Consider the following 26,256-nt stretch of genomic DNA (forward strand, 5'->3'; position numbering starts at 1 on the left):
GAACGAGATCCGCGCGCGGGACCAGGGGCCGGGGTCAGCGGCCCTGGTAGTTGGGGGCCTCGACCGTCATCTGGATGTCGTGCGGGTGGCTCTCGCGGAGGCCGGCGACGCTGATGCGCATGAGCTGGCCGCGCTCCTGCAGCTCGGGGATGCTGCGCGTCCCGGCGTACCACATGGACTGGTGGAGGCCGCCGACGAGCTGGTGCGCGACGTTGGCGAGCGGGCCGCGGTAGGGCACCTGGCCCTCGACGCCCTCGGGGATGAGCTTCTCCTCGGCGGTGACGTCGGCCTGCGCGTACCGGTCCTTGGAGTAGGACGCGCCGCGCTCGCGGTTGCGCATCGCGCCGAGCGAGCCCATCCCGCGGTACGACTTGTACTGCTTGCCGTGCACGAAGATCAGCTCGCCCGGGGACTCCTCGACGCCGGCGAGCAGGCTGCCGAGCATGACGGTGTCGGCGCCCGCGACCAGGGCCTTGGCGATGTCGCCCGAGTACTGCAGGCCGCCGTCCCCGATCACCGGGACGCCGGCCTCCTTCGCCGCGCGGGACGCCTCGAAGATCGCGGTGATCTGCGGTACGCCGACGCCGGCGACGATGCGGGTGGTGCAGATCGAGCCGGGGCCGACCCCGACCTTGATCGCGTCGGCGCCCGCGTCGACCAGGACCTTCGCGCCCGCGTAGGTGGCGACGTTGCCGCCGACGACCTCGACCGCGGAGCTGCCCTTGATCGCGGCGACCGTGTCGGCGACGCCCTTGGAGTGGCCGTGCGCCGTGTCCACGACGATCACGTCGGTGCCGGCCTCGATGAGCGCGCGGGCGCGGCGCAGCGCGTCCTCGCCGACGCCCACGGCCGCGGCGACGAGCAGCCGGCCGTCGGCGTCCTTGGTGGCGTTCGGGTACTGCTCGCTCTTGGTGAAGTCCTTGGTGGTGATGAGGCCCTTGAGCCGGCCCTCGGCGTCCACGAGCGGGAGCTTCTCGACCTTGTTGCCCGCCAGCAGCCGGAACGCCTCGTCCCGCGACACGCCCACCGGCGCCGTCACCAGCGGCATGGGGGTCATGACCTCGCGGACCGGGCGGGACAGGTCGGACTCGAAGCGCATGTCCCGGTTCGTCACGATGCCGACCAGTACGCCCCGCACATCGGTGACCGGCACCCCGGAGATCCGGTAGTGGGCGCACAGCTCCTCGACGTCGGCGAGCGTCGCGTCCGGCAGGCAGGTGACCGGGTTGGTGATCATCCCGGACTCGGACCGCTTGACCCGGTCGGCCTCCTCGGCCTGGTCCTCGATCGACATGTTGCGGTGCAGGACGCCGATGCCGCCCTGCCGCGCCATCGCGACCGCCGTCCGCGCCTCGGTCACCGTGTCCATCGCCGCCGAGACGAGCGGGATGCGCAGCGAGATCCCGCGGGTGAGCCTCGTCGTGGTGTCGGCCTCGCCGGGCTGCATGTCGGAGTACCCCGGGAGCAGGAGCACGTCGTCGAAGGTCAGGCCCTGCGGGAGGAACTTGTCGGGCTCGGCGGCGGGGTTCATGACAACCTTCCCGTAATGGTGGCGGCATCGGGCCAGGTCACGCGGGACCCTGTTCCCATGGTAGGGCGTGCGCCCGAGGCGGGACGGGCCCTTGCGCACGGCCGGCACGTGGTCTTGATGACATCAGCCAACAAGACCGGCACCGCTCAACATTCCCGGCGGCCGCGCACGCTGCGCACCTGTTCGCGCACAGAGAAGAGCGGGGGGTGCACCTTACGGGGCGTCCGGCAGTAGCGTGGGGGTGTGCACGACGATGCTCCGCTCGACCCGTTCGCCGGAGACCCGGAGGATCCGGCGGCGGCGCTCGGCGACCCCGGCGACGAGGCCGCTCCGCTCAGCGTGACGGAGCGGGAGGACGTGCTGGCCGACCTCGCCGACCTGGAGGTGTTCCGGGCGCTGCTGGAGCCGCTCGGCGTGCGCGGGCTCACCGTCGACTGCGGCGACTGCGGCAAGCTCCACTACATCGACTGGGAGCTGCTGCACGGCAACCTGCGCCACCTGCTCGACGCCGGCCTCCCCCGCGTGCACGAACCCGCCCTCTCCCCCGATCCCGTCGACTACGTGAGCTGGGAGTACGCCCGCGGCTACGTCGACGGCGTGATCGACAGCGAAGAGGGCCACGACGAGAACTGACCCGGCGCGCCGGGCTAGCGGGGGTTCTTGTAGTTGTTCGCCTGCCTCTCGGCCTCCCGGCGCAGGTCGTCCAGGCGGCGGCGCAGGTCGTCTTCGGGCGGGTCGGCCTCCGGGCGGGCGGACGGCGCCGAGCGCGTTACGGCCGTGGGCAGGTCGGGCCGGTCGCGCCGGTCCCGGGACGCGAACAGGTGCTCCAGCCGCCGCTTGAGGCGGGCGATGTCCGCGCGCTCGGGGTCGTGCGACGGCTTCCCGGCCGCGACGGGCGCCGGGCGGACCGGCGGGCGGCCCCGGTCGTGCGTCACGGCGTCGACGTCCGCGGCGGGCTTGTCCACCCGGTCCGAGACCCCCGGCGAGCTCGGTGCGGGAACGGAGGAGCGGTCCGCCGCGCCGCCGCCCGCCGCGGCGACGCCCGTGCTGGCGAGGACGGCGCCCGCCACGCCCAGCGCGACGATGGTGCGGGGGCCGCGGCGCCGGGGGCCGGGGCCGGACGGGGCCGGCGGGGCGAGGTCGGAGGTCCCCTCGTCCACGTCGGTGATCAGCGCGCGCAGCAGCCGGACCGCCGGGTCGGAGTCGTCGCCCGCCCGGGCCGCGGAGCCGGGCGCGCGGCGCGCGGCCAGCGACTCGATGAGCGCGTCGGTGCGGCGGACCGCGGCGAGGTCGGCCGCGGCCGGCCGGGACGCCGGGGCCGGCGCGTCACCGGAGTGCGAGGGCTCGGCCGGATTCGGGGCGCCCCCGACGCCGGTGAGGGGGCCTCGCTCCGTCAAGCGATCGACTCCTCTCTGGCCATCGCCCGGAGCCGGGCCAGGGCCCGGTGCTGGGCGACGCGCACCGCGCCCGCGGACATGCCGAGCACGTTGCCGGTCTCCTCGGCCGACAGCCCCGCGACGACCCGCAGCAGCACCAGCTCGCGCTGGTGGTCGGGCAGCCGGGTCAGCAGGTCGCGGGCGCGCTGCGCCTCGATGTAGCGGACCACCGTCTCCTCGGGGCCGGGACGGTCGTCGGGGCCGTCCGGCAGGTCCTCGGTGGGCACCGCGGCGCGGACCGCGCTGCGCAGCGCGTCGGCGATCTTGTGCGCGGCGATGCCGAAGACGAAGGAGGCGAAGGGGCGGCCCATGTCCCGGTACCGGGGCAGCGCCGACAGGACGGCGATGCAGACCTCCTGGGCCACGTCGTCGGCGATGTGGTACTGCCCGGAGACGCGGCCGAGCCGGGCCCGGCAGTACCGGACGATCATCGGGCGCACCTCGGCGATGAGGACCTCGATGGCGCTCGGGTCGCCCTGGACGGCGAGGTTCGTCAGCTCCCTGAGATCGCCGCCGGCCGCGTCGGCGGCGCGCAGCGCGCGTCCTCCGCGGCCGGTGTCGCGAGGCGCCGGCGGGGCCGGCCCTCCCGAGGGTTCGGCAGCGCGCGCGGTCATGGTCCCGGCGAAGCATCCCTCGGTCACGTCAAGCATGATGCCCAGCACCGCCGGGCGTGTCTCCCCCGTCGTAGACAACGGAATGGTCACAGTGCTGGAACGAACCTGGGGATACTACGCGGCGCGCTCGCCCGGATGCCCGATGTCACGAAATCTTCACCAGTTCATCGGGCCACAAATAGCTCATTTAGCAACATAACGGCGATTCCACGCCGTCCCGGCCGGGGAGCGGGCGCACCGCGGCCCCCGCCCGGGACCGGGCGGGGGCCGCGGCGTTCGCGGCCGGTCTTCCCTGTCCCGCCCGGAGCCGGCGGCCCCGGCCGGGCGGGGAGGACTCAGTGGCCGTGGCCGTGACCGTGGCCGTGACCGCCGGCGGCGGGCTCCTCCTCCTCCGGCTTGTCGACGACGAGCGCCTCGGTGGTGAGCAGCATGCCCGCGATCGACGCGGCGTTGGTGACCGCCGAGCGGGTGACCTTCACCGGGTCGATGACGCCCTGCGCGATCAGGTCGCCGTACTCGCCGGTCGCGGCGTTGTAGCCGTGGCCGGCCTGCAGCGCCTGCACCTTGGAGACGACGACGTGGCCCTCCTGGCCGGCGTTCTCGGAGATCCACCGCAGCGGCTCGTTCAGCGCGCGGCGGACGGCGTCCGCCCCGGTGGCCTCGTCGCCGGACAGCCCGAGCGCGTCGAAGCCCTCCTTGGCGACGTGCACCAGCGCGCTGCCGCCGCCGGAGACGATGCCCTCCTCGATCGCCGCGCGGGTCGCCGAGATGGCGTCCTCCAGGCGGTGCTTCTTCTCCTTCAGCTCCACCTCGGTGGCGGCGCCGACGCGCAGCACGCAGACCCCGCCGGCCAGCTTGGCCAGGCGCTCCTGCAGCTTCTCGCGGTCCCAGTCGGAGTCGGAGTTCTCGATCTCGACCTTGATCTGGTTGATCCGCGCGTTGATGTCGTCGGCGGAGCCCTCACCGTCCACGATGGTGGTGTTGTCCTTGGTGACGGTGATGCGGCGGGCGCGGCCGAGGTCCTCCAGCCCGATGGAGTCGAGCTTGAGGCCGATGGCCTCGCTGACGACCTGGCCGCCGGTGAGGGTGGCCATGTCGCCGAGCATCGCCTTGCGGCGGTCGCCGAAGCCGGGCGCCTTCACCGCGACGGACGTGAACGTCCCGCGGATCTTGTTGGCGACGAGCAGCGCCAGGGCCTCGCCCTCGACGTCCTCGGCCACCACGAGCAGCGGCTTCTTGGTCTGCGCGACCTTCTCCGCCAGCGGCAGGAACTCCTGCACGTTGGAGATCTTGCCGTCCACGATGAGCACGTAGGCGTCCTCCAGGACGGCCTCCATGCGCTCGTGGTCGGTCACCATGTGCGGCGACAGGTAGCCCTTGTCGAACTGGAGGCCCTCGGTGAACTCCAGCTCCAGGCCCATGGTGTGGGCCTCTTCGACGGTGATGACGCCGTCCTTGCCGACCTTCTCGAACGCCTCGGCGATCAGCTCGCCGATCTGCGCGTCCTGCGCGGAGATGGTGGCGACGTGCGCGATCTCGCCCTTCTCCACGATCTCGCGGGCTGACTTCAGCAGCTGGTCGGACACGTAGTGGGCGGCCGCGTCGATGCCGCGCTTGAGCGCGAGCGGGGACGCGCCGGCCGCCACGTTGCGGGTGCCCTCCCGGACCAGCGCCTGCGCGAGGACGGTCGCCGTGGTGGTGCCGTCGCCCGCGATGTCGTTGGTCTTGGTCGCCACTTCCTTGGCGAGCTGGGCCCCGAGGTTCTCGTACGGGTCCTCCAGCTCCACCTCGCGGGCGATGGTGACGCCGTCGTTGGTGATCGTCGGCGCACCGAACTTCTTGTCGATGACGACGTTGCGGCCGCGCGGGCCGATCGTCACCTTGACGGCGTCCGCGAGGGCGTTGACGCCGCGCTCAAGAGCCCGGCGAGCGTCCTCCTCGAACTCCAGGATCTTCGCCATGCGGATACTCCTCTATTACGCGATCCGCCCCGGCAGCCCCGCCGAAGGCGGCGCCGACCGGGGCGGGTGCATCACGGCTCGATGACTACTTCTCGATGACCGCGAGCACGTCGCGGGCCGAGAGGACGAGGTACTCCTCGTTGTTGTACTTGACCTCGGTGCCGCCGTACTTGCTGTAGAGCACGACCTCGCCGACCTTGACGTCGACCGGGACGCGCTCGCCCTTGTCGTCGACACGGCCCGGGCCCACCGCGATGACGGTGCCCTCCTGGGGCTTCTCCTTCGCGGTGTCCGGGATCACCAGGCCCGACGCGGTGGTGGTCTCGGCCTCAAGCGGCTGGACGACGATGCGGTCCTCAAGCGGCTTGAGAACAACCTTGGTGGCGGTCGTCACGATCTGACCTCCCCTTCGATTGGTCCTCGGCCGGCCACGGGTGACCGGCCAGCACATGTGACAGAAGAGGCGACCCTGGACCGGCCTGCCGTCGCGGGTGCCAGACCGACCTTGTCGCTGTTTGTTGGCACTCTCACTACGAGAGTGCCAGACATGGAGACTATTCTGTGCCCGTGAGCCCGTCAACACGGACACGAGCGCACCGCGCGGACTTGGCCCGCCGCTAACTTCGCCCTATGGACATAGCGTCGTTCCGGGCCCTGCGCACACCGTCCGGCCAGGCGCTCCTCGCCGAGGCGGCCGCCGCGGACGTGCGCGATGACGCGCTGCTCGCGACGGCGTCCCGGCTGCGCGAACGGCACGATCCCGCGCTCGTCGCGGCCGCGCTCACCGAGGTGCGGCTCCGCGAGCGGGCGCGGGCCAAGTTCGGTCCGGACGCCGACCGCATGTACTTCACACCGGCCGGGCTAGAGCAGGCGACCCGTGCGAGCGTGGCTGCACACAGGGCACGACGGTTCGCTACCCATCTGGACGGCGCGTATGTGCTCGACCTGGGCTGCGGCATCGGAGCCGACCTCATAGCCCGGGGCCGGGCGGGGCTTGCCGGGGAGGGGGTGGAGCTCGACCCCCTGACGGCGGAGGTCGCGCAGGCGAACGTGACCGTCTTTGGACTCGACGCTTCTATACGCATAGGGGACGCCACCAAAGCCTCCGTGGGCGGGGCCGACGCAGTGTTCGCCGACCCTGGCCGGCGGAGCGCACGCGGCAGGGTCTTCGACCCTCGCTCCTACGAGCCGCCGCTCGACGTCGTCCTGGACATCGCGCGGAAGGCGCCCGCCGCATGCGTCAAGGTCGCCCCCGGCATACCGCACGAGGCCGTCCCGGACGGCGCCGAGGCCGAATGGGTGTCGGTCCACGGCGACGTCAAGGAGGCGGCCCTGTGGCTGGGGTCGCTCGCAGGGGACGTGGGGCGCCGGGCCACGCTGCTCTCGTCCGACACCGACCCCGAGGTCTGGACGCTGACCCCGCACGGCTCGGACGTCCCTGATGTGCGCTCGTGGGGCCGCTACCTGTACGAGCCCGACGGAGCGGTGATCCGCGCCCACCTGGTGGGCGAGGTGGCGGAGCTGGTCGGCGGCGGGCTCGCCGACCCGCACATCGCGTACATCACGTCCGACCGGCTGTGCCCGACGCCGTTCGCCTCCGCCTATGAGATAGAGGACGTGCTGCCGTTCTCCGTGAAGCGCCTGCGCGCCGAGCTGCGGCGCCGCGGCGTCGGCGCGCTGACCGTCAAGAAGCGCGGCTCGGCCGTCGACCCCGACCGGCTGCGGCGCGACCTCGGGTTCGGCGGGCGCGGGTCCGGCCGCGGCGGCGCGGAGCTGACGCTGGTGGCGACGCGGGTCGGGCGCGCCCCGGTCGCCCTCCTCGCCCGTCCCGTCCAGGCGCCCTGACCCGCCTGGAGCGGCGGCCGGCCGGCAACCGTGCCCAAAGATCTTCCGCCCGGCGGGCAACGCCAAGCCGGACCGGGCGACGCGCCACGGCGGTGCAAATCATCGGCGTTTTCCGGCATCGCGTCCACCAGGGATTGCGGGCGCCCGGCAAGGGCGCGGCGGCCGCCGCGAATCGGCGATCGCGGACCGGCGCTCCCGGAAACGCCAAGCCAGGTTCAGCGGCGGGCACTTCGGCGCCACGAAATACCCTCCGAAATGGGGCCGCCGCCCGCCGCGCGGCGGCGCGCCCCCGCCGCACGCGGCGGCCGTCGGGGTTCAGCGGCGGAGCGGGAACTGCGGATGTTGGACGAGATGTACGGACACGGCGCCGCGCCGGGCCGCCGTACACCACCGGCGCATCCCCACGATCATCGCGATTGCCGCGAAACGTGAGAACAGCCTCGCACCCGGCTATTTCTCGCTATTCACCCCAGCTGGATAACAGGCGCATTCCGCAGAACTCACAATCTTCTCTGCTACCCGTTTTAGCGGTCGTCTACACGCACTACAGTGGCCATCTCACAGATTCATTTGCCGTGCGTCATTTCGTCGCGCCGGCACACGAAGGAGCATCGGGTGGAAACGAATCACAACTTCCTGCAGACGGGGGGTCAACCGGTCTCGGATCGGATGCGGGAGTTGCTCGCCCGTGCGGCGCAGGACCACGTCTATGAACAGCGCTCACAGGGTCAGGTCCTGGACGAGATTCGCCAGCGGCTGGAAGGCATGGAGTGGCTGCTCCGCGAGGTCCGCGAGCGGGAGCTCAGCGGGCTGACCGGGCAGCTCGAGAGCGTCCGCGGGCAGGTGGACGAGCTGTCGGGCAAGCCCCCGGAATGGGCCGAAGGACTGGCCGAGCACATCGAGTCGTTCGGCGAGCGGGTCAAGCCCGTCGCCGAGCTGCCCGCGCTGTGGGCCGATGTGGGCGTCGTCGCGGAGAACGTCGACGAGGGCCTGACCCGCATCCAGGCCGTCCTCGACTCGGCGCAGCAGATCACCGACGCCACGCAGCAGGCGTCCCAGCGCATGGACGAGATGACCAAGCGGCTGGACAAGCTCCAGGGCAGCATGGAGGCCGCGTCCGTCCGCTTCAACCGGCTGGACAAGTCGCTCGCCGAGCTGGGGCACCGGTCCGAGCGGCTGGAGCATTCGATCAACGGGGTCACGGCGCGGGTCGACCAGTCGCTCGGCGAGATGGCCGAGCGGATGGAGCAGGGTCTTGAGGCGGTCAACGGCCGGGTCGAGGGCGTCGGCGGCCGGCTCGACGGGCTGGACGGGCGGCTGGACGGCGTGGACGGCCGGCTCGAAGGGCTGTCCGGCAAGCTGGAGGGCCTGGACGGGCGGTTCGAGAGCCTCGACGGCCGCATCGACGGGGTCGGCGAGCGCATCGGCCGGCTGCCCGCCACGCTGGAGATCGCCGAGCTGCACCGCATGCTGCGCGACCTCGCGCAGCGTCCCGCGGCCGAGTACGGCGACCGGTTCGACGCGCTGGAGAAGCACCTCGCCGAGGCGGTCGACCCGCTGATCGAGGAGCTGCGCGCCCGGCCCGACCGCGACGAGGTCAAGGCGACCATGTCGCAGATCGCCGAGACCGCCTACAGCGACGTCGCCAAGCGCATGGACGAGTTCTCCCGCCGGTTCGAGGACGTGCACGAGGACGTCCGCAAGCGCATCGACACCATCCACGAGGAGGTCGCCAAGCGGGTCGACGGCGCACTGGAGGAGTTCACCGCGCAGGTCGACATCGTCTCCCGCCGCGTCGAGTCGGTGCACGCCGACGTCGCCAAGCAGGTCGAGTCCGTGCACACCGAGGTGACGCGGCAGGTCAGCGGCGTGCACGACGACTTCGGCAAGCGGATCGGCGACATCCACGAGGACGTCACCCGGCAGGTCGGCAGCATCCACGAGGACGTCGCCAAGCAGGTCGGCAACATGCAGGAGGACGTCGCGCGGCAGGTCGGCGGCGTGCAGGCGGAGTTCGCGCGCCGCGTGGAGAGCATGCAGGACGAGGCCGGGCGGCGCGCCGACGCCGCGCAGGCCGAGTTCGCCAAGCGCTTCCTGCACGTCGAGAACGAGGTCGGCCGCAAGGTCGACGGGGTCCACGACGAGGTCTCCAAGCAGGTCAACGCCGTGCACGAGGACGTGCTCAAGCGGCTGTCCACCCTGGAGGAGACGATGCTCGCCCTCGCCGAGGCGCTGCTGCGCCCGCGCCGCGACCCCAAGGACTGACCGGTCTCACCGGGTGGGGCCGCGCGGGCCCCACCCGGACTCCTCCGGATACCCCGCGGAATCCGTGGCGTTCGTCCGGGAACCGCCCGCGACGACCGAAGATGCTCCGCCGGACCGCGCCGTTGACGTGCATTCTGTTACGTTCCGTCTTCGCAAAATCACTCCCAATACCCTTCGGAATCCGTTTTCATGGATCAGGTGACTCGCACACCGGCTCCCTGCCTGCCGACCGGCGCCCCACCCGGCCACCCCACCCTGCGCTGGGTGGAGGAGTGCCTCGGCGCCGGCGCCGAGATCCGCATGGTGCGCCCGCTCGCCGGCGGCACCTCGCACGCCAACCACGCCCTGCTCGTGGAGAGCGGCGCGGGCAGCGCCCACCGCCTCGTCCTGCGCCGCTGGACGAGCCGCACCTCCTCGCCCGACTTCTCCCCCGAGCGGGAGATCGCCGCGCTGGCGCTCCTCGCCGGCTGCGAGATCCCCACCCCGGCCCTCGTGGCCGCCGACCCCGCCGGCGCCTACTGCGACGTCCCCGCCCTGCTCATCACCCGGCTGGCCGGGCACCCGCCCCGGCCGTCCCCCGACGACCTGCCCGAGTACCTCATCCAGCTGGCCGCCGCGCTGCTCGCGGTGCACGCCCTGAACGGCGCGTCCACCATGCCCCCGTACGTCCCGCACAACCGGCTCGACGTGCGCCGCCCGCCCAAGCACGCGCTGCGCCCCGACCTGTGGGAGCGCGCCTTCGAGGTCGCCGCCCGGCCCGCCCCGGAGGCGCCCGTCCGCTTCATCCACCGCGACTACCACGCCGACAACACGCTGTGGTCCTACGGCAAGCTCACCGGCGTCGTCGACTGGTCGGACGCCTCATCCGGGCCCGCCGCCGCCGACATCGCCTGCATGCGCCGCGGCCTCGCGCTGCGCTACGGCGTCCCGGTCGCCGACCGCTTCCTATCCGCCTTCGACCAGGTCTCCGGCGGCCACGTCCACGACCCGTACTGGGACGTCCGCTGCCTCCTCGACCTGCTCCCCGAAACCGAGGAGCACACGATGGACGAGGCCAAGGTCCCCCTCTTCGAGGACTACCTCGCCTCCCTGCTGGCGGAGTGCTAGCACCGTCAGAGGGTGACCGTCTCCACGGGCAGGCTGGAGTCGGCCGGAAGCTCCAGGTCGGACGGGGCCGCGCCGGCGGCGACCAGCTCGGAGCCCAGGGCGGCGACCATCGCGCCGTTGTCGGTGCACAGCTTCGGGCGCGGGACGCGCAGCCGCACCCCGGCCGCCTCGCAGCGTTCGGCGGCGAGGGCGCGCAGGCGGGAGTTGGCCGCGACGCCGCCGCCGATCAGCAGGTCGCGGACGCCGTTGTCCTTGCAGACCTTCAGCGCCTTCTGCGTCAGGACGTCGACGACGGCCTCCTGGAAGGACGCGGCCACGTCCGGCACCGGGACGGGCTCGCCGGTGCGCTCCCTGGCCTCCACCCAGCGGGCGACGGCCGTCTTCAGGCCGGAGAACGAGAAGTCGTAGGTGCCGTCGTTGTACTTGCCGCGCGGGAACGCGATCGCGGCGGGGTCGCCCTCGCGGGCCATGCGGTCGATGACCGGCCCGCCGGGGAAGCCGAGGCCGAGGACCCGCGCGACCTTGTCGAACGCCTCCCCGGCCGCGTCGTCGACGGTGCCGCCGAGCGAGCGGACGTCGCCCGCCACGTCCGGCACCAGCAGGATCGACGAGTGGCCGCCGGACACCAGCAGCGCCACGCAGGGCTTCGGCAGCGGGCCGTGTTCGAGCTGGTCGACGCACACGTGCGCGGCCAGGTGGTTGACGCCGTACAGCGGCTTGCCGAGCGACAGCGCGTACGCCTTCGCCGCGGCGACGCCGACCATCAGCGCGCCCGGCAGCCCCGGGCCGGCGGTGACGGCGAACGCGTCCACGTCGGTGAACTTCACCCCGGCGTCCGCGAGCGCGCGCTCGACGGTCGGCCCCATCGCCTCCAGGTGCGCGCGCGACGCCACCTCAGGCACCACGCCGCCGAAGCGGGCGTGCTGGTCGACGCTGGAGGCGATGGCGTCCGCCAGCAGCGTGGTGCCGCGCACGATCCCGACTCCGGTCTCGTCGCACGACGTCTCGATCCCGAGCACCAGCGGCTCGTCGCGCATCATCGCGTCTCCCGGTTGAAGCCCATGGGCGGACGGCGGGTGAGCGGGCGGCTCATCACGATCGCGTCCACGTTCGAGGGCTGGTAGTAGCGCCTGCGGAGGCCGACCTTGACGAATCCGAACCGCTCGTAGAGGCGGTGCGCGGGGTCGTTGTCGGCGCGGACCTCCAGGAACACCGCCTCGCTGTTGCGGCGGACCGCCTCGTTCAGCAGCTCGGTGAGCAGCGCCGCGCCGATGCCGTGCTTGCGGCGGTCGGCGCGCACCCCGATGGTCTGCACGTCGGCCTGCCCGCCCGCCGCGGCGAGGCCCGCGTAGCCGACGATCTCGCCGCCGGGCTCCTCGGCGACGACGTAGTGCCGGGTGCGCGGCTGCTCGGCGAGCTCGCCGCGCAGCATCTCCTCGCTCCAGGCGTCCTCCGGGAAGAGGACCCGCTCCAGCCGGTGGACGGCCGGGAGGTCCGCGTCCGTCATGGGCCGGACGACGACATCGGTCATGCCGGGGTCACCTTCTTGCGCGGGCCCGGTTCCTTCGCGTCCGGCCTGCGCAGGTAGAGCGGCTCCGGCGGGAGCAGCGGGGGGCCCTTGAGGCCGGCCAGGCGGGCGATCGCCAGGTCGGCGAGGGCGCCGGCGCTCGGCAGCAGGGGCTCGTGGCCGGAGTCGCCGAGGACGTCCGGGTAGAGGGCCGCGCCCTCGCCGACGACGGGCAGCCCCTGCGGGACGTCCTGCGGGGGGCCCACGGCGGGTTCGGTGGCGCGCACCCGGGCCGAGTCGTACCGCGCCCAGTAGACCTCCTTGCGGCGGGCGTCGGTCGCGACGACGAACGGCTGGTCGCGGCCGGTGGCCCAGGCGATGGTGTCCAGCGTGCACACGCCGTGGACGGGGATGCTCAGGGCGCCGCCCATGGAGCGGGCGGTGACGAGCCCGACGCGCAGCCCGGTGTAGGGGCCGGGCCCGACGCCGACGGCGATCGCGCTCAGGTCGTCCGGAGCCGCCCCGGCCTCGGCCATGACCTGCGCGATGGACGGGGTGAGCAGCTCGGTGTGCCGCCGCCGGTCGACGGCCTCCGCGACGCCGCGCGGCACGGCGCCCTCACCGGGGATCCACTCGTACAGCGCCACGGTGATCGCGGCGGTCGCGGTATCGAAAGCCAGCACCAGCACGGGTTGTAAGCCTACCGGTCAGGTGGGCTCCGCTGGTTCAGCCCGGAAGGGTTCAGCTCGGAGGGGTTCAGCCTGGCGGTGGTTCGATCGGCGGGTTCGGCCGGCGGGTTCGATTGGCGGGTTCAGTTGGCGGGTTCAGTTGGCGGGTTCAGTCGGCGGGTTCAGTCGGCGGTGTTCGAGCCGGGCCGGTGGTTCAGCCCTGGGCGAGCGCCTGGATCACGGCCTTGGCGACCTCGGTGGCGCCGTCGGTCGCGGCCTTGGACGAGAGCGGGTCGCCGTCGTTGGAGCCCGAGTAGTGGATCGTGACCAGGGTGTTCGCGACCCGCACGTTGCTGATGGCCTCGCCCGCGCCCTGCTTGTCGTCCACGCTGTAGACGACGTAGGCGTCGTCGCCGATGTCCTGGAGGCGCTTCTTCTCGGTGAGCTTCTGGCCGGGGAGCAGCGCCTTGCCGGACTCGTCGGCGGCGCGCTCGGAGGTGAACGTCTTGGCGGCGACGTCGGTGGGCGTCTGGTCGGCGGTGCCGGCGATCGCGCGGAGCTCCACGGTGAGCTGCCGCTTGGTGTCGCCCGCGTAGGCGCCCCACACGCACTGGTTCTGCCGCTCGCTGCTCTGGTAGTTGTCGGCCTGGGTGCGCTCGGAGCCCGGCGCCAGCCGGTCGGTGAGGTCCTTGCCGATGATCGTGCAGGAGTCGGGCACGACGGCGCGCTCGCCCTTCGCCGTCGGAGAGCTGTCGGCGGCGCCGCTGCCGACGATGCCGCCGCCGTCCTTGTCGCCGCTCGCGCCGACGCCGCCCAGGATGACGACGACCGCGAGGACGCAGACGCCGACACCGGCGACGATGCCGCCGAGGATGACGCCCCAGCGCCGCCCGCCGGCGCGGTCGCGCACCACCCGGTGGCTGCCGGTGCGGTAGCCGCCGCTGTCGGCCCGGCGGCGGCCGCCGCCACCGGTGCGGTAGCCGCCGGTGTCGGTCCCGTAGCCGCCGCTGTCCGACCGGTAGCCCCCGCTGTCGGACCGGTAGCCGCCGCTGTCGGACCGGTAGCCGCCGCTGCCCGTCTGGTACGGGCCGGTCTCGCGCTGGTAGGGGCCGCTGTCCCGCTGGTAGGGGCTCTCACGCCGGTAGGAGCCGGTGTCCTGCTGGTACGAGCCCTGCTCCGGCCGGTAGGCGCCCGTCTGGGGACGGTAGGAACCGGTCTCGGGACGGTAGCCGCCGGAGTCCCGCTGATAGGGGCCGCTCTCCCTCTGGTAGGGGGCGCTACCTGATTGCCCGGACGATTGCCCGGACGTGTATCCGCCGGCCCCGTATCCGCCGCTCTCGTAACCGGCGGTCTCATAGCCGCCGGTCGGGTAACCGCCGGTCGGGTAACCGCCGGTTCCCGCGGTGCGGCCGGGGTCCCGGTCCGGGTACCGCCCGTACTCGTCGCCGCCCGTGCCGTATCCACCGCCGTCCGGCCGGTAACCGCCGCCTGGCCCCTGGCCACCGCCCGAACCGCGGTAGCTGTCGCGGTCACTACCGCTGCGATGGCTACCACTCACCGGTTCCCACTCCCGTTAGGAAATCGATATGTCGTCTAGGTGAGGCTTGTTCCGGCAAAGAGTACGACATGTAGCCGTAAAGTGGTCCATCCCGGATGGCAAAAACCGCTGAAGTTGCCCGCGGGGCCTCATCCGGCGTTGAGTTCCAGGTCGGACCAGCGATGACCGACCCCGACGATCCTTACTTCGCGTTCCTCGCCCGGCCCGTCCCCGCGCGAAATGATCAGTTCCAGGCGGTCCTCGGCGAGACCCTCCGCGAGCCCTTCCCCCCATTCCACGACCGTCACCGATTCGGCGACGGACGCGTCGAGATCGAGATCGTCCAGTTCCGCGAAACCGCCCAGTCGGTACGCGTCCACGTGCACCAGCGGCGGCCCGCCGGCGAGCGAGGGGTGCACCCGCGCGATGACGAACGTCGGCGAGGTGATCGGGCCGCGCACCTTCAGGCCCTCGCCGATCCCCCGCGTGAGCGTCGTCTTGCCCGCGCCGAGGTGCCCGGTCAGCACGAGCAGGTCGCCCGCCCGGAGCAGGCCGGCCAGCCGCACCCCCAGGTCGTGCATGTCCGCCGCGGTGGGCACGGCGACGGTGATCGCGTTCACGCGGTGCGCTCCTCCTCCTGCTCGTAGCCGGGGCGGACGCGGGCGATCAGCCGCCGCAGCGCGCCGGTCACCACCCCCGGGTACTCCAGCGGCAGCACGTGCCCGGCCACCTCCACCTCTACCAGCTCCGCGTCGGGCAGCGCCGCCGCGATGCGGCGCGAGTGCTCGACCGGGGTCAGCCGGTCGCGGCCGCCGGCCAGCACCACCGCGGGCACGTCGCGCAGGACGTCGAGGCAGGCCGCCTTGTCGTGGCCCATCAGCGCCGGGTAGAACTCGGCGATCACGTCGATCGGCGTCGCCCGGATCATCTGCTCCAGGAAGTCGACGACGGACGGGCTGACGTACTTGTCGGCGAACGCCATCTTCCGGGTGACGACGAACGCGAGGTCGGCGCCCAGCCCGCGCGCCCGCTCCACGAGGTCGGCGCGGCGCCCGAGGCCGCGCAGCGTGCCGGGCGCGAGCGGCCGGACGACCTTCGCCAGCACCAGCGGCAGCCCGAGCGTCATCTCCGCCAGGTCGCCGCACGAGGTGTTGACGAGCGCGACGCCCACCACCCGCCGGTCGAACAGCTCGGGGTGCCGGTCGGCCAGCGCCATGATCGACATCCCGCCCATCGAGTGCCCGGCGAGGACGACGGGCGCGTCCGGCCCGGTCACCGCCTCCAGCACGGCGCGCAGGTCGTCGCCGGTCTGCTCGATCGTCGCGCGCTCCAGGCTCCCGCGGCCGGACCGGCCGTGGCTGCGCTGGTCCCAGAACACCATGCGCACCGATCCGCGCAGGTCTCGGCGCTGGTAGTGCCACGCGTCCTGGTTGAGGGTGTATCCGTGGCAGAACACCACGGTGAGGTCGGCGTCGTCCGGGCCGTCGACCTCCACGTGCAGCGGGACGCCGTCGTCGGCCTCGACGGTCAGCGCCCGCCCGCGCAGCTCGCCGAAGGGCTCGTCCGCGTCCGGGTCGGGCCGCAGCCGGACCCGGCCGACGGCGAAGTGCCGCAGCCCCACGGCCGCGCCCACGCCCGCAGCGCCGACCCCCGCGACCACGCCGGCCACGCCGAGCCTGCGCCTGCTCCTGTCGTCCATGCACGCGCCCCCTACAGCGCCCGTCCCGGATACGCCCTCGGCACCCGGGACCCGATGCGGGTGACGATCTCATAGGAGATCGTCCCCAGGGCGTCCGCCCACTCCTGCGCGGTCGGCTCGCCCCGGTCGCCCGGCCCGAACAGGATGATCTCGTCACCCGCCGACAGCCGGTCGTCGCCCAGGTCGATGACGAACTGGTCCATGCAGACCCGTCCGGCGATCGTCCTGCGGCGCCCGCCCGCGAGGACCTCCAGGAGGTTGGATCCGTGCCTGGGGATCCCGTCGCCGTACCCCACGGGCACTACGGCCAGGTTCGTGGCGGTGCGCGTGGTGTACGTGTGACCGTACGACACTCCGCGACCTGCCGGGACACGCTTGACCAGCGCCGCGTCCGCCACCAGCGTCATCGCGGGCCGCAGCCCGAACGTCCCGAGCCGCGGCACGGGCGTCAGCCCGTACGTCGCGATGCCGGGCCGGACGAGGTCGAACCGCGCCTCCGGGAGGGTCAGCGTCGCCGCCGAGTTCGCCAGGTGCCGGACCTCGAACCGCGCCCCCGCCTTCTCCGCGTGCGCGACCATCTCGGTGAAGGCGTCCAGCTGCGCCGCGACCGAGGGATGGCCCGGCTCGTCCGCGCACGCGAAGTGCGACATGACCCCGGCGACCCGCACCCGCCCGGCGGCCTCGGCCTCGAGCGCCGCGTCGACCAGCGCCTCCCAGTCGGCGCCGCTCACCCCGCCCCGCGACATCCCGGTGTCGGCCTTGAGGTGCACCCGGGCCTGCCGCCCGGCCCGCTCCGCCGCCCGGACGACCTCGTCCAGCAGCCAGACCGCGCCCACGGTGAGGTCGACGTCCCGCGCGACGGCCTCCTCGTACGGTTCGCCGGGGACGCCGAGGGTCACCAGCGTCCGTACGGTGAGGCCCGCGTCCCGCAGCCGCAGCGCCTCGGCCAGCTTCGCGACCCCGAGCCACGTCGCGCCGCCGGCGAGCGCGGCCCGCGCGGCCTCGACCAGCCCGTGCCCGTACGCCTCGGCCTTCACCATGGCCATGACCTCGGCGCCCCGGGCGTGCTCGCGCAGCAGCCCGATGTTGTCGCCGATGGCGCCGAGATCGACGCGCGCCTCCGCAGGAACCCTCATGACACCCAAGTGTGCCGCTCCGTTCACCGTGCCCGGAGCACATCGCCCAGGTCACGGTCACGCCGGTGAGCGCTCCCGCGGCGCTCCACGTCCAATAGGACGCATACGCCCGACTCTCGGTTCGTCCGGCGGCGGCCGGGGCGCGGAGCCCTAGGTCACGGTGCGGAAGGCGGCCGGGAGCGCTTCGATCACGTCGCCGGCGCTGATGGGCGACTCCGCGCCGGGGTCGGGCGCGGCCGCGAGCCGGGCGGCCAGGCCGTGCAGGTAGGCGCCGGCGGCGGCCGCGTCCATGGCGGGCATGCCGCCGGCCAGGAGGGCGCCGATCAGTCCGGAGAGGACGTCGCCCGTGCCGGCCGTCGCCAGGCGCGGGGTGCCGGTCGGGTTCACCCGGACGGGGCGGTCGGCCTCCGCGATCAGGGTCGTCGAGCCCTTCAGCAGCACGGTCGCGGAGAGCTCCGCCGCGGCGCGGCGGACGTGGTCGAGGCGGGCCGCCTCGATGTCCTCGCGCCCGGCCGAGATCAGCCGGGACAGCTCGCCCGCGTGCGGGGTGAGTACGGTCGGCGCGGCGCGGCGCAGCAGGTCGCGGCGGCGCGCCAGGACGGTGAGGCCGTCGGCGTCCACGAGGACGGGCAGGTCGGTGGCCAGGACCGCTTCGAGGAGGCTCTCGGCGGCGTCGTCCGTGCCGAGGCCGGGGCCGGCGACCCACGCCTGGACGCGCCCGACGCGTTCGAGGGCCTTCGGGCCCGGTTCGATGACCGTGGTGACGGCCTCCGGCCAGCGGTGCCGGACGAGCTCCACCGGGTGCGCGACCGAGGCGAAGCGGACCATTCCGGCGCCGCCGTGCACCGCCCCGCCGGTGCACAGGACGGCCGCGCCGGTGAACTCGTCGCCGCCCGCGAGGATGCCGACCACGCCGCGCCGGTACTTGTCGGACTCGGGGCCGGGCGCCGGGGGCTGGACGTCCGCGGGGCGGGGCGCGACGACGTCGGGGTCGGGCAGGTCGGGGCCGAGTCCGATGTCGACCAGTTCGACCACTCCGCAGTGGGACGCTCCGGGATCGATGAGAAGCCCCGGTTTGTACGTCCCGAAGGTGACGGTGACGTCGGCGTGGACGGCGGCCCCGTCGACGCGGCCGGTGCTCGCGTCCACCCCGCTCGGCACGTCGCAGGCGACGACGAGGCCGGCGGACTCGGACGCGAGCGCGGCGTACCGGGCGTGCGGCTCGCGCAGCCCGCCGCTGCCGCCGATGCCGGTGAGGCCGTCGATGATCAGGTCGGCGCCGGTGACGGCGGCCTCCTCGCCGCCGCTGAGGAGGCGCCCCCCGGCGGCGCGCAGGGCGGCGAGGCCGCCTTCGTGGATCCTGGATCCGGCCTGGACGGCGTGCACCCGGGCGCCGCGCCGGGCGAGCCGGGCCCCGGCGTAGAGGGCGTCGCCGCCGTTGTCGCCTCCGCCGGCGAGCAGGACGACCCGGGACCCGTACACGGCGGGCAGGAGGCGGGCGCAGACGGAGGCCAGGCCGGCGGCGGCGCGCTGCATGAGGGCGCCGTCCGGGAGCCGCGCCATCAGGGCCCGCTCCGCCGCCCGCACCTTGCCGACCTCGTGCGCGTACCTCATCACCGGCTCCCCATGTCGATCACACACTTAGCGTGCCACGGGAATGCGCCCCGCAACCCTGCCCGCCCTGCATTTGCAGGTTGCATTGCAAGTTTCGGTGTCAGGTGCGCAAGAGAATCATCGGCCGTAGAATCTTGCTCAACCGCTCCCGGGTATTCGCTTCCGCGGCACCGGGTGCGGCAGAATACGCCCAGATCAGTCCGCCGGGACTGGAGAGGCCCGAGCAATGAGCACTTCCCGAGGTCCCTCCGTCCGGCAGCGGCGGCTCGCCGCCGAGCTCCGGAGGCTGCGCGAGCGCAGGGGTCTCACCGGGGACGAGGTCGCCGAGCGGCTCGCCTGGTCCACCGCCAAGGTCAGCCGCATCGAGAACGCCCGCACCGGCGCGAAGATCGGCGACGTGCGGCGCCTGCTGGAGCTGTACGAGGTCGACGGCCCCCGCCACGACGACCTGATCTCCCTGGCGCACGACGCCGCGCAGCGCGGCTGGTGGGAGGAGTACCGCGACCTGCCGAGCCCCCTCGCCGATTTCATCGCGCTGGAGTCCGAGGCCACGGCCGCCCGGGAATGGGGCAGCACGGTCTTTCCCGGGCTGCTGCAGACGGAGGACTACGCGCGGCACGTGATCGGGGGCTGGAGCGACCTCGCCACGCTGCCCCCGCAGGAACTGGAACGCCGGCTGGAAGTGCGCATGCGGCGCCGCGCCCTGCTGGAGGGCCCCCGCCCGCTGGAACTGTCGGCGGTGCTCGACGAGTCGGTTCTGCAGCGCCTGATCGGCGATCAGAAGGTCATGCGGGAGCAGCTCGAACATCTCTGCCGGATGACCGAGCTGCCCAACGTGAACGTGCAGATCCTGCCCCTCGGGGTCGCACACTCGGTGTTGGCCGAAACGTTTATCCTTCTGGAATTCTCACCTGTGCATGACATCGTTTTCCCTGATATCGTGCACGTCGAATCCCTGACAATCAGCCACTTCGCGGATGAGGCTGTTACCTATATGTACAGGCTCGCCTATTCAAGCCTGGCGGGCCAGGCGCTGGACGCCGACGAATCCCGGCGCCGCATCGCCGCGGCCAAAGACGCCTGGTGACGGGTCCGCTAAGCGGCTCAATCCTTGTGAAAGGCACCGAGTGTCCCCTTTCGCCACTCCTGCTCCGCACTGGAGGAGAAGCGCCCACTGCGGGGCGAGTAACACCTGCGTCGAAATCGCCGCACTGGCCGGTTCGTCCCCTTCCATTGGGGCACGCGACGCCAAGCACGGTACGCAGAGCCCGGTCCTGTCGTTCTCGCACGGAGAGTGGCGGGACTTCCTGGACCGCGCCAAGAACGGCGAATTCGACCTGCTTCGATGACGCGGCGCTGAAGCGCCGCTGAGCCCCTCCGCCGCCTCACGAGGGCCGGGCGGAGGACACGCCGGACGGGCCGGGTCCCCACGCCAGACCCGGCTCTTCGCCACCTCACCGGAAACTCTGGCCCTACCTCGCCGCGCCTGTCACACGGGTACCGCGCCACCCGTTCGTGATCAGGCGTTTTTTGCGATCTTGTTACCGTGTGCTTGACGCACCGGCAGCGCGGCCGAGTTCGATGCAACTTTCGATGCAGGGAGCCGGAATGAGTTTCCACGCGACACCGCCCGACCAGTGGCGAAGGAGCACCCGATGCGGCGCCAGCAACGGCTGCGTCGAGGTCGCCCGGTTCGCGGGCGGCGACATATCCGTACGGGACACCGAGGACGCCTCCGCCCGCCTCGACTTCGGCCCGGCCGAATGGCGCGCGTTCACCGAGGCCGCCAAGGCCGGCCGTTTCGACCGCCCCTGAACGCGCACTGAAACCGACACTGCAAATTACACCGGCCTGAGATTCTCACAACGGCGCGAGAATTGCATCCGAGCACGATTTCCTGGACCGTTATCCGCATTAGGGCCGGAAGACCGGGAGGCGGACAGCGCACGTCCCTGACCGGCGCCTTGCGGGCCGTCCGCGAACGGGCGGGGCCGCCCCGGCCGCGGGGCCGGGGCGGCACGCGGGCTATTCGACGGTGACGGACTTGGCGAGGTTGCGGGGCTGGTCGACGTCGTGCCCCTTCGCGGTGGCCAGCTCGCACGCGAACACCTGCAGCGGGACGGTCGTGACGAGCGGCTGCAGCAGCGTCGGGACGGGCGGGACGCTGATCAGCGTGTCCGCGTACGGCTCGACGGACTCGTCGCCCTCCTCGGCGATCACGATCGTCCGCGCGCCGCGGGCCCGGATCTCCTGGATGTTCGAGACGATCTTGTCGTGCAGGACGTCCCGCGCCCGCGGCGGCACCACCACGACGACCGGCAGGTTCTCCTCGATGAGGGCGATCGGGCCGTGCTTCAGCTCGCCGGCGGCGAAGCCCTCGGCGTGCATGTAGGCGAGCTCCTTGAGCTTCAGCGCGCCCTCCAGCGCCACCGGGAAGCCCACGTGGCGGCCGAGGAACAGCACGCAGTGCTCGCCCGACAGCGACCGGGCCAGCTCGCGGACCGGCTCCATGGTCTCCAGGACCTTGTCGACCTTCTCCGGCATCCGCTCCAGCAGCTGCACCATGGCGAACACCTCGTCCCCCCACTTGGTGCCGCGCACCTGCGCCAGGTACAGCGCGATGAGGTAGACGGCGACGAGCTGGGTGAGGAACGCCTTGGTGGACGCGACCGCGATCTCCGGCCCGGCGTGCGTGTACAGGACGCCGTCGCACTCGCGCGGCAGCGTGGAGCCGTTGACGTTGCAGATGCCGAGCAGCTTGGCCTTCTGCTCGCGGGCGTGCCGGACGGCCATCAGCGCGTCCATCGTCTCGCCCGACTGGGAGATCGCGATGACCAGCGTCGCCGGCGACAGGATCGGGTCGCGGTAGCGGAACTCGCTGGCCAGCTCCACCTCGCAGGGCAGCCCCGCCCAGTGCTCGATCGCGTACTTGGCGATCAGGCCCGCGTGGTACGAGGTGCCGCACGCCACGATGATGATCTTGTCGACCTCGCGCAGCTCCCGGTCGGAGATGCGCATCTCGTCCAGGTGCAGGCGGCCGTCGGAGCCGATCCGGCCGAGCAGCGTGTCGGCGACGGCGCGCGGCTGCTCGGCGATCTCCTTGAGCATGAAGTAGTCGTAGCCGCCCTTCTCCGCGGCGGACACGTCCCAGTCGACGTGGTACTCCTTCACCTCGGCGGGGCGGCCCTCGAAGTCGGTGACCGTCACATCGCCGGCGCGCAGCTCGACGACCTGGTCCTGGCCGAGCTCGATCGCGTCGCGGGTGTGCGCGATGAACGCGGCGACGTCGCTGGCGAGGAAGTTCTCCCCGTCCCCCACGCCGACGACGAGCGGCGAGTTGCGCCGCGCCCCGACCACGAGGTCGGGGTCGCCGCTGTGCACGGCCACGAGCGTGAACGCGCCCTCCAGCCGCCGGCAGACGCGGCGCATGGCGTCGGCGAGCCCCCCGCCCGCCTTCAGCTCGTCCTCCAGCAGGTGCGCGACGGCCTCGGTGTCGGTGTCGGACACCAGCCCGTGCCCGCCCTCCTCCAGCTCGGCGCGCAGCGCGGCGAAATTCTCGATGATCCCGTTGTGGATCACCGCGACGGATCCCGTGCAGTCGACGTGCGGGTGCGCGTTGCGGTCGTTGGGCGGGCCGTGCGTCGCCCACCGGGTGTGCCCCATGCCGAGCGTCCCCGCCGGCGGCGGCTCCTCCTCCAGCGCCCCCCGGAGGTTGCCGAGCTTGCCCGCGCGCTTCGCCGTCGCCAGCTTCCCGTCGGCCAGCACGGCCACCCCGGCCGAGTCGTAGCCGCGGTACTCCAGCCTCGCCAGGCCCTCGACGACGACGTCGAGCGCCGGCCGCCCCCCTACGTACCCCACGATTCCGCACATGGCGGCAACTCTATTCGCTGTCCCGGCCAGGACCCACCCGCGGACGGCGCAGAAGGCATCGCTACCGTGAACGGCCGCGAAACCCGGTGACCCGCTGAACGGCCCCGTAGTGTTCAGCCATGACGGACGGATGGGACAGCGTGCCGAGCCCCTACGTGGAACTCCCCCGCGACGCCTGGCGCGGCCTGCGCGAGAACACGCCGCTGCCGCTCACGCCCGGTGAGCTGGAGGCGCTGCGCGGCCTGAAGGACCCGATCGACATCACCGAGGTCGAGGAGGTCTACCTGCCGCTGTCCCGGCTGCTCAACCTGTTCTTCCTGGGCGACTGGCGGCTCCGCGACACCGTCAGCGCGTTCCTCGGCGGCGAGGTGCGCCCGACGCCGTTCATCATCGGCGTGGCGGGCAGCGTCGCGGTCGGCAAGTCCACCACGTCCAGACTGCTGCGCACGCTGCTGGCCCGCTGGCCGGAGCACCCGAGCGTGGAACTGGTGACGACCGACAGCTTCCTGTACCCGAACGCCGTGCTCTCCGAGCGCGGGCTCATGGACCGCAAGGGCTTCCCCGAGTCCTACGACCGCCGCGCCCTCGTCCGGTTCGTCTCCTCCATCAAGGCGGGCGCGGAGGAGGCGTCGATCCCGGTGTACTCGCACCTGGAGTACGACATCGTCCCGGACGCGTCGCAGACCGTCCGGCGGCCCGACATCCTGATCGTCGAAGGGCTGAACGTCCTGCAGGCGCCCCCGCCCGGCACCCTGGGCGTCTCCGACTTCTTCGACTTCTCCATCTACGTGGACGCGCGGGTCGAGGACATCCGGCAGTGGTACATCGACCGCCTGTTCGCGCTGCGCCGCACCGCCTTCACCGACCCGCGCTCCTACTTCCACAAGTACGCGCACGAACTCGACGAGGACGAGACCGCCGCCTTCGCCCAGCGCGTCTGGCGCGACGTCAACGAGATCAACCTCGTCTCCAACATCCTCCCGACACGCGCCCGCGCCACCCTCGTCCTCCACAAGGGCCGCGACCACAGCGTCCAGCGAGTCCGCCTCCGCCGCATCTGACCGGTTCTCGGCTAGCGCCAGGGGCCGGTTATGGCGAACGTCGTGCCCGGTTCGTAGACGTTGACGAACATCGTGCGGGCGTCCGGGGAGAAGGTGACGCCGGCGAACTCGCCCCATCCGGGCTCATCCCCGGTGCCGATGTTCTGCCTGTTCCGCGCCATCGCGTAGACCTTCCGGCGGCGGGACACGCCGAACACGTGCTGGGCTCCGCCGCCGTCCTCGCACACCATCAGGCCGCCCTGCGGCGCCAGGCAGATGTTGTCGGGCGACTCGCCGGGCTTCTGGGCGCCGGTGCCGGGCCCGAACACGATGACGAGGGTCAGCCGGCGGTGGCGCGGCTCGTACGACCACACCTGCCCGAAGTGGTCGGCGCGGGAGCCGTCCGCCGTCTTCGCGAAGCTCGACACGAAGTAGACGCGGTCGCCGCCCCAGTAGCAGCCCTCCAGCTTCTGCGCGTGCGTGATGCCGCCGGGGCCGAAGTCCTGGAACCGGATCGCGGTCTCCTTCGCCAGCGGGTCGGGCACCTTCTTCCACTCCACGCGGCGGAACACGGTGCCGGGTTCCGGCACGACGGACAGGTCCGGGACGCCGGGGACGCACAGGGCCTCCAGGCGCCCCCCGGCGCGGAGGCTGCCGAACCCGCCGCGGGGGTTCTCCGGCAGGAACCGGTAGAACAGCCCGAACGGCTTCTCGAAGGCGTCCTCGGTCTCGTAGACGGTGCCGTCGCGGGGGTCGACGGCGATCGCCTCGTGCTGGAAGCGCCCCATCGCGGTGAGCGGCTCCGGGACGGTGCGCCGGTGGTACGGGTCGACCTCGAAGATGAACCCGTGGTCCTTGGTGTAGCCGTTGACGCCGGCCTTGTCCTCGGTCTCCTCGCAGGTCAGCCAGGTGTGCCACGGCGTCGGGCCGCCGGCGCAGTTGACGGCCGTCCCGGCGATGGCGACGCGCTCGGTGTGGACCCGCCCGGCCTCGTCGACCTCCAGCGCGGTGCAGCCGCCGAGGCCCCCGGGGTCGTAGGTGACGCCGCCGACCGGCGGCACCCGGTACTCGGCGTCCGGGCGGTTCTCGTGGTTGCGGACGAGCCACGTCCGGCCGCGGCGCCCGGGGAAGGCCGACATGCCGTCGCAGTGGCTCGGCACCGGGCCCTCCCCGGAGCGCAGCGGCTCGCCCTCCCGGGACAGGACGGTGTACCGGAACCCGCGCGGCAGGTCCAGCAGGCCGTCCGGGTCGGGCACGAGCGGGCCGTACCCGTCGTGGCGGCCGGCGGGCGCGGCGGCGGCGCTCCCGGCGAACAGCTGCTCGACGGCGCCGGCGAAGGCGATGCCCGCCCCCGCCGCGCCCGTCCCCGCCAGGAGTCGGCGGCGCGTGACTGACATGGGTGCGCACTCCCTGATCTGGAACGATCCAAAAGACCCTTCCAGCCGTTGTAACACGCGTCACATCGACGGGCTGCCCGCACACGTCGGCGGGCCGCGGATCGAGCGTCAGGCGGGCGGTGCGGCGATCGCGTCGCGGATGCGGACCGCCTGCGCCTCCTGGAAGACCGTGATGCGCCAGACGACCAGCATCGCGAGCAGCGCCGCGACGGCGCCGATCTCGCAGACGACCGGGAACATGGCGCTGCCGACGCCGCCGGCCTCCTGCAGGCTCAGGACCCGCGACCCCAGCAGGTACACGAGCCAGGCCGCCCACCACGCGTTCACCGCCCAGCCCGACCGGCCGGGCGGCGCGCTCGCGTACCAGACGCCGCCGACGATGCTGCGCGGCACCCAGAAGCTGATGATCGGCACGACCCACCCGAAGATCACCCAGGGCCGTCCCCAGGTGTCGGGGAGCTCGTTGATGACGTCGGCGTTCGTCCGGGCCCGCCACAGCCACACGATCACGGCGACGGCGGCGGCCAGGAGCGGCAGGAACTGCAGGACCTGCGCCGTGGAGAGCGTTCCCGAAGAGAGCGCCGCACCGTCGCGGATCAGGTTGATCGCGGCCAGCAGCGCGAGGACGTTCAGCACCAGGACGTTGGCGCCGAGCGCCGTCACCGCGACGATCATGGCGGTGCGCGGCGCCTGGAGCACGTCGGCCGCCGGCGGCGCGTAGGGCGGGTGGGGAGGGTTGGCCATCTCTGCTCCAGCGGGCTCGGGGGATCGCCCCCCGAGCCTGCTCGACCGGAACGCACCGGCGGAAGCGCATCATGATCACAACCCCGTGACGACGGGTCACCGGGGCCCGGTCACCGGCAGGTGACCCGCGCCGGTTTCCGCCGCCGCCCCGGCCCGCTCGCCCGCGCCGGGCTCCGCGAGGCCGCGCCGCGCTAGGGCCTGTTCGTAGTCTGGATCAGTTGCCGCTGGTCGCAATCGAGTGATTCACCCACGCCGGATCGGGGGCGGGCGGTATCACCGGTACAT

The 26,256-nt window shown here is 72.7% G+C and carries 24 protein-coding genes; 8 read left to right on the forward strand and 16 right to left on the reverse strand.

Translation table 11 applies throughout. The features are described 5' to 3' along the window. Positions 1–34: 34 nt before the first annotated feature. Complete coding sequence (guaB, locus tag ABTW95_RS12405) at positions 35–1,531, reverse strand: IMP dehydrogenase (protein ID WP_500226288.1); 1,497 nt, start codon at positions 1,529–1,531, stop codon at positions 35–37. Positions 1,532–1,774: 243 nt separating this feature from the next. On the opposite strand from guaB, the gene ABTW95_RS12410 reads away from it, so the two are divergent. Continuing rightward, positions 1,775–2,164, forward strand: a complete 390-nt coding sequence (locus ABTW95_RS12410) for a DUF5319 domain-containing protein (protein ID WP_131944990.1) — start codon at positions 1,775–1,777, stop codon at positions 2,162–2,164. Between the two features lie 14 nt (positions 2,165–2,178). Here the strand turns inward: ABTW95_RS12410 and ABTW95_RS12415 are convergent, their stop codons facing one another. From ABTW95_RS12415 to groES, 4 genes are all read right to left on the reverse strand, one after another. After that, on the reverse strand, positions 2,179–2,928 hold the full coding sequence (locus ABTW95_RS12415) for a hypothetical protein (RefSeq protein ID WP_500226289.1): 750 nt from the start codon (positions 2,926–2,928) through the stop codon (positions 2,179–2,181). After that, positions 2,925–3,617: a sigma-70 family RNA polymerase sigma factor gene (locus ABTW95_RS12420; protein WP_396446691.1), complete on the reverse strand. Its 693-nt coding sequence runs from the start codon at positions 3,615–3,617 to the stop codon at positions 2,925–2,927. The genes ABTW95_RS12415 and ABTW95_RS12420 overlap by 4 nt, the downstream gene beginning before the upstream one ends. 299 nt (positions 3,618–3,916) lie before the next feature. Beyond that, positions 3,917–5,542 carry a chaperonin GroEL gene (groL, locus tag ABTW95_RS12425; protein WP_396446692.1) on the reverse strand — a complete coding sequence of 542 codons (1,626 nt, stop codon included), beginning with the start codon at positions 5,540–5,542 and terminating at the stop codon, positions 3,917–3,919. Between the two features lie 85 nt (positions 5,543–5,627). After that, the gene (gene groES / locus ABTW95_RS12430; RefSeq protein WP_067629509.1) at positions 5,628–5,936 is read right to left on the reverse strand and encodes a co-chaperone GroES; all 309 of its coding nucleotides are present in this window, start codon (positions 5,934–5,936) and stop codon (positions 5,628–5,630) included. Between the two features lie 236 nt (positions 5,937–6,172). Here groES and ABTW95_RS12435 point away from each other — a divergent pair, with 236 nt between their 5' ends. The 3 genes from ABTW95_RS12435 to ABTW95_RS12445 all read left to right on the forward strand — a co-directional run bounded on the left by ABTW95_RS12435 (position 6,173) and on the right by ABTW95_RS12445 (position 10,759). Beyond that, the gene (locus tag ABTW95_RS12435; RefSeq protein ID WP_396446693.1) at positions 6,173–7,387 is read left to right on the forward strand and encodes a THUMP-like domain-containing protein; all 1,215 of its coding nucleotides are present in this window, start codon (positions 6,173–6,175) and stop codon (positions 7,385–7,387) included. 615 nt (positions 7,388–8,002) lie between these two features. After that, positions 8,003–9,652 (forward strand): apolipoprotein A-IV repeat region-like domain-containing protein, encoded by a 1,650-nt coding sequence (locus tag ABTW95_RS12440; protein ID WP_396446694.1) that lies wholly within the window; start codon positions 8,003–8,005, stop codon positions 9,650–9,652. Positions 9,653–9,841: 189 nt separating this feature from the next. Beyond that, positions 9,842–10,759, forward strand: coding sequence for a phosphotransferase family protein (locus ABTW95_RS12445; RefSeq protein ID WP_396446695.1), 918 nt, complete (start codon positions 9,842–9,844; stop codon positions 10,757–10,759). 5 nt (positions 10,760–10,764) lie between these two features. On the opposite strand, the gene tsaD is transcribed toward ABTW95_RS12445, so the two are convergent. From tsaD to ABTW95_RS12485, 8 genes are all read right to left on the reverse strand, one after another. Continuing rightward, complete coding sequence (tsaD, locus tag ABTW95_RS12450) at positions 10,765–11,796, reverse strand: tRNA (adenosine(37)-N6)-threonylcarbamoyltransferase complex transferase subunit TsaD (protein ID WP_396446710.1); 1,032 nt, start codon at positions 11,794–11,796, stop codon at positions 10,765–10,767. Continuing rightward, positions 11,796–12,290, reverse strand: coding sequence for a ribosomal protein S18-alanine N-acetyltransferase (gene rimI / locus ABTW95_RS12455; RefSeq protein WP_500226290.1), 495 nt, complete (start codon positions 12,288–12,290; stop codon positions 11,796–11,798). The genes tsaD and rimI overlap by 1 nt, the downstream gene beginning before the upstream one ends. Next, a complete protein-coding gene (tsaB, locus tag ABTW95_RS12460) occupies positions 12,287–12,955 on the reverse strand; it encodes a tRNA (adenosine(37)-N6)-threonylcarbamoyltransferase complex dimerization subunit type 1 TsaB (protein WP_500226291.1) in 669 nt (222 codons plus the stop codon). Before tsaB ends, rimI begins: the two co-directional genes overlap by 4 nt. Before the next feature lie 193 nt (positions 12,956–13,148). Next, entirely contained in the window at positions 13,149–14,492 is a 1,344-nt protein-coding gene (locus tag ABTW95_RS12465; protein WP_500226292.1) for a hypothetical protein, read from the reverse strand. A gap of 128 nt (positions 14,493–14,620) precedes the next feature. Then, positions 14,621–15,052: a tRNA (adenosine(37)-N6)-threonylcarbamoyltransferase complex ATPase subunit type 1 TsaE gene (gene tsaE, locus ABTW95_RS12470; protein WP_396446711.1), complete on the reverse strand. Its 432-nt coding sequence runs from the start codon at positions 15,050–15,052 to the stop codon at positions 14,621–14,623. 35 nt (positions 15,053–15,087) lie between these two features. Beyond that, positions 15,088–16,170: an alpha/beta fold hydrolase gene (locus ABTW95_RS12475; RefSeq protein ID WP_500226293.1), complete on the reverse strand. Its 1,083-nt coding sequence runs from the start codon at positions 16,168–16,170 to the stop codon at positions 15,088–15,090. 11 nt (positions 16,171–16,181) lie between these two features. Beyond that, a complete protein-coding gene (gene alr, locus ABTW95_RS12480; protein WP_500226294.1) occupies positions 16,182–17,306 on the reverse strand; it encodes an alanine racemase in 1,125 nt (374 codons plus the stop codon). A 150-nt stretch (positions 17,307–17,456) separates the two neighbouring features. Further along, positions 17,457–18,920 carry an NAD(P)H-hydrate dehydratase gene (locus ABTW95_RS12485; protein ID WP_500226295.1) on the reverse strand — a complete coding sequence of 488 codons (1,464 nt, stop codon included), beginning with the start codon at positions 18,918–18,920 and terminating at the stop codon, positions 17,457–17,459. Between the two features lie 226 nt (positions 18,921–19,146). Here ABTW95_RS12485 and ABTW95_RS12490 point away from each other — a divergent pair, with 226 nt between their 5' ends. The 3 genes from ABTW95_RS12490 to ABTW95_RS12500 all read left to right on the forward strand — a co-directional run bounded on the left by ABTW95_RS12490 (position 19,147) and on the right by ABTW95_RS12500 (position 20,735). Beyond that, positions 19,147–20,007, forward strand: a complete 861-nt coding sequence (locus ABTW95_RS12490; protein WP_396454165.1) for a helix-turn-helix domain-containing protein — start codon at positions 19,147–19,149, stop codon at positions 20,005–20,007. Beyond that, positions 19,898–20,269 (forward strand): DUF397 domain-containing protein, encoded by a 372-nt coding sequence (locus ABTW95_RS12495; RefSeq protein ID WP_396454166.1) that lies wholly within the window; start codon positions 19,898–19,900, stop codon positions 20,267–20,269. Before ABTW95_RS12490 ends, ABTW95_RS12495 begins: the two co-directional genes overlap by 110 nt. 259 nt (positions 20,270–20,528) lie before the next feature. Beyond that, a complete protein-coding gene (locus ABTW95_RS12500) occupies positions 20,529–20,735 on the forward strand; it encodes a DUF397 domain-containing protein (RefSeq protein WP_396454167.1) in 207 nt (68 codons plus the stop codon). 210 nt (positions 20,736–20,945) lie between these two features. Here ABTW95_RS12500 and glmS read toward each other — a convergent pair whose 3' ends face one another. Then, a complete protein-coding gene (gene glmS, locus ABTW95_RS12505) occupies positions 20,946–22,790 on the reverse strand; it encodes a glutamine--fructose-6-phosphate transaminase (isomerizing) (protein WP_500226296.1) in 1,845 nt (614 codons plus the stop codon). Positions 22,791–22,909: 119 nt separating this feature from the next. Here glmS and coaA point away from each other — a divergent pair, with 119 nt between their 5' ends. Then, complete coding sequence (gene coaA, locus ABTW95_RS12510) at positions 22,910–23,851, forward strand: type I pantothenate kinase (protein WP_500226297.1); 942 nt, start codon at positions 22,910–22,912, stop codon at positions 23,849–23,851. A gap of 11 nt (positions 23,852–23,862) precedes the next feature. Here coaA and ABTW95_RS12515 read toward each other — a convergent pair whose 3' ends face one another. Next, positions 23,863–25,227 (reverse strand): alkaline phosphatase PhoX, encoded by a 1,365-nt coding sequence (locus ABTW95_RS12515; protein WP_500226298.1) that lies wholly within the window; start codon positions 25,225–25,227, stop codon positions 23,863–23,865. A 108-nt stretch (positions 25,228–25,335) separates the two neighbouring features. After that, positions 25,336–25,971 (reverse strand): DUF4328 domain-containing protein, encoded by a 636-nt coding sequence (locus tag ABTW95_RS12520; protein ID WP_500226299.1) that lies wholly within the window; start codon positions 25,969–25,971, stop codon positions 25,336–25,338. Positions 25,972–26,256: the final 285 nt, after the last annotated feature.

The organism is Spirillospora sp. NPDC127506 (genome assembly GCF_040302145.1).
Lineage (GTDB): Bacteria > Actinomycetota > Actinomycetes > Streptosporangiales > Streptosporangiaceae > Spirillospora.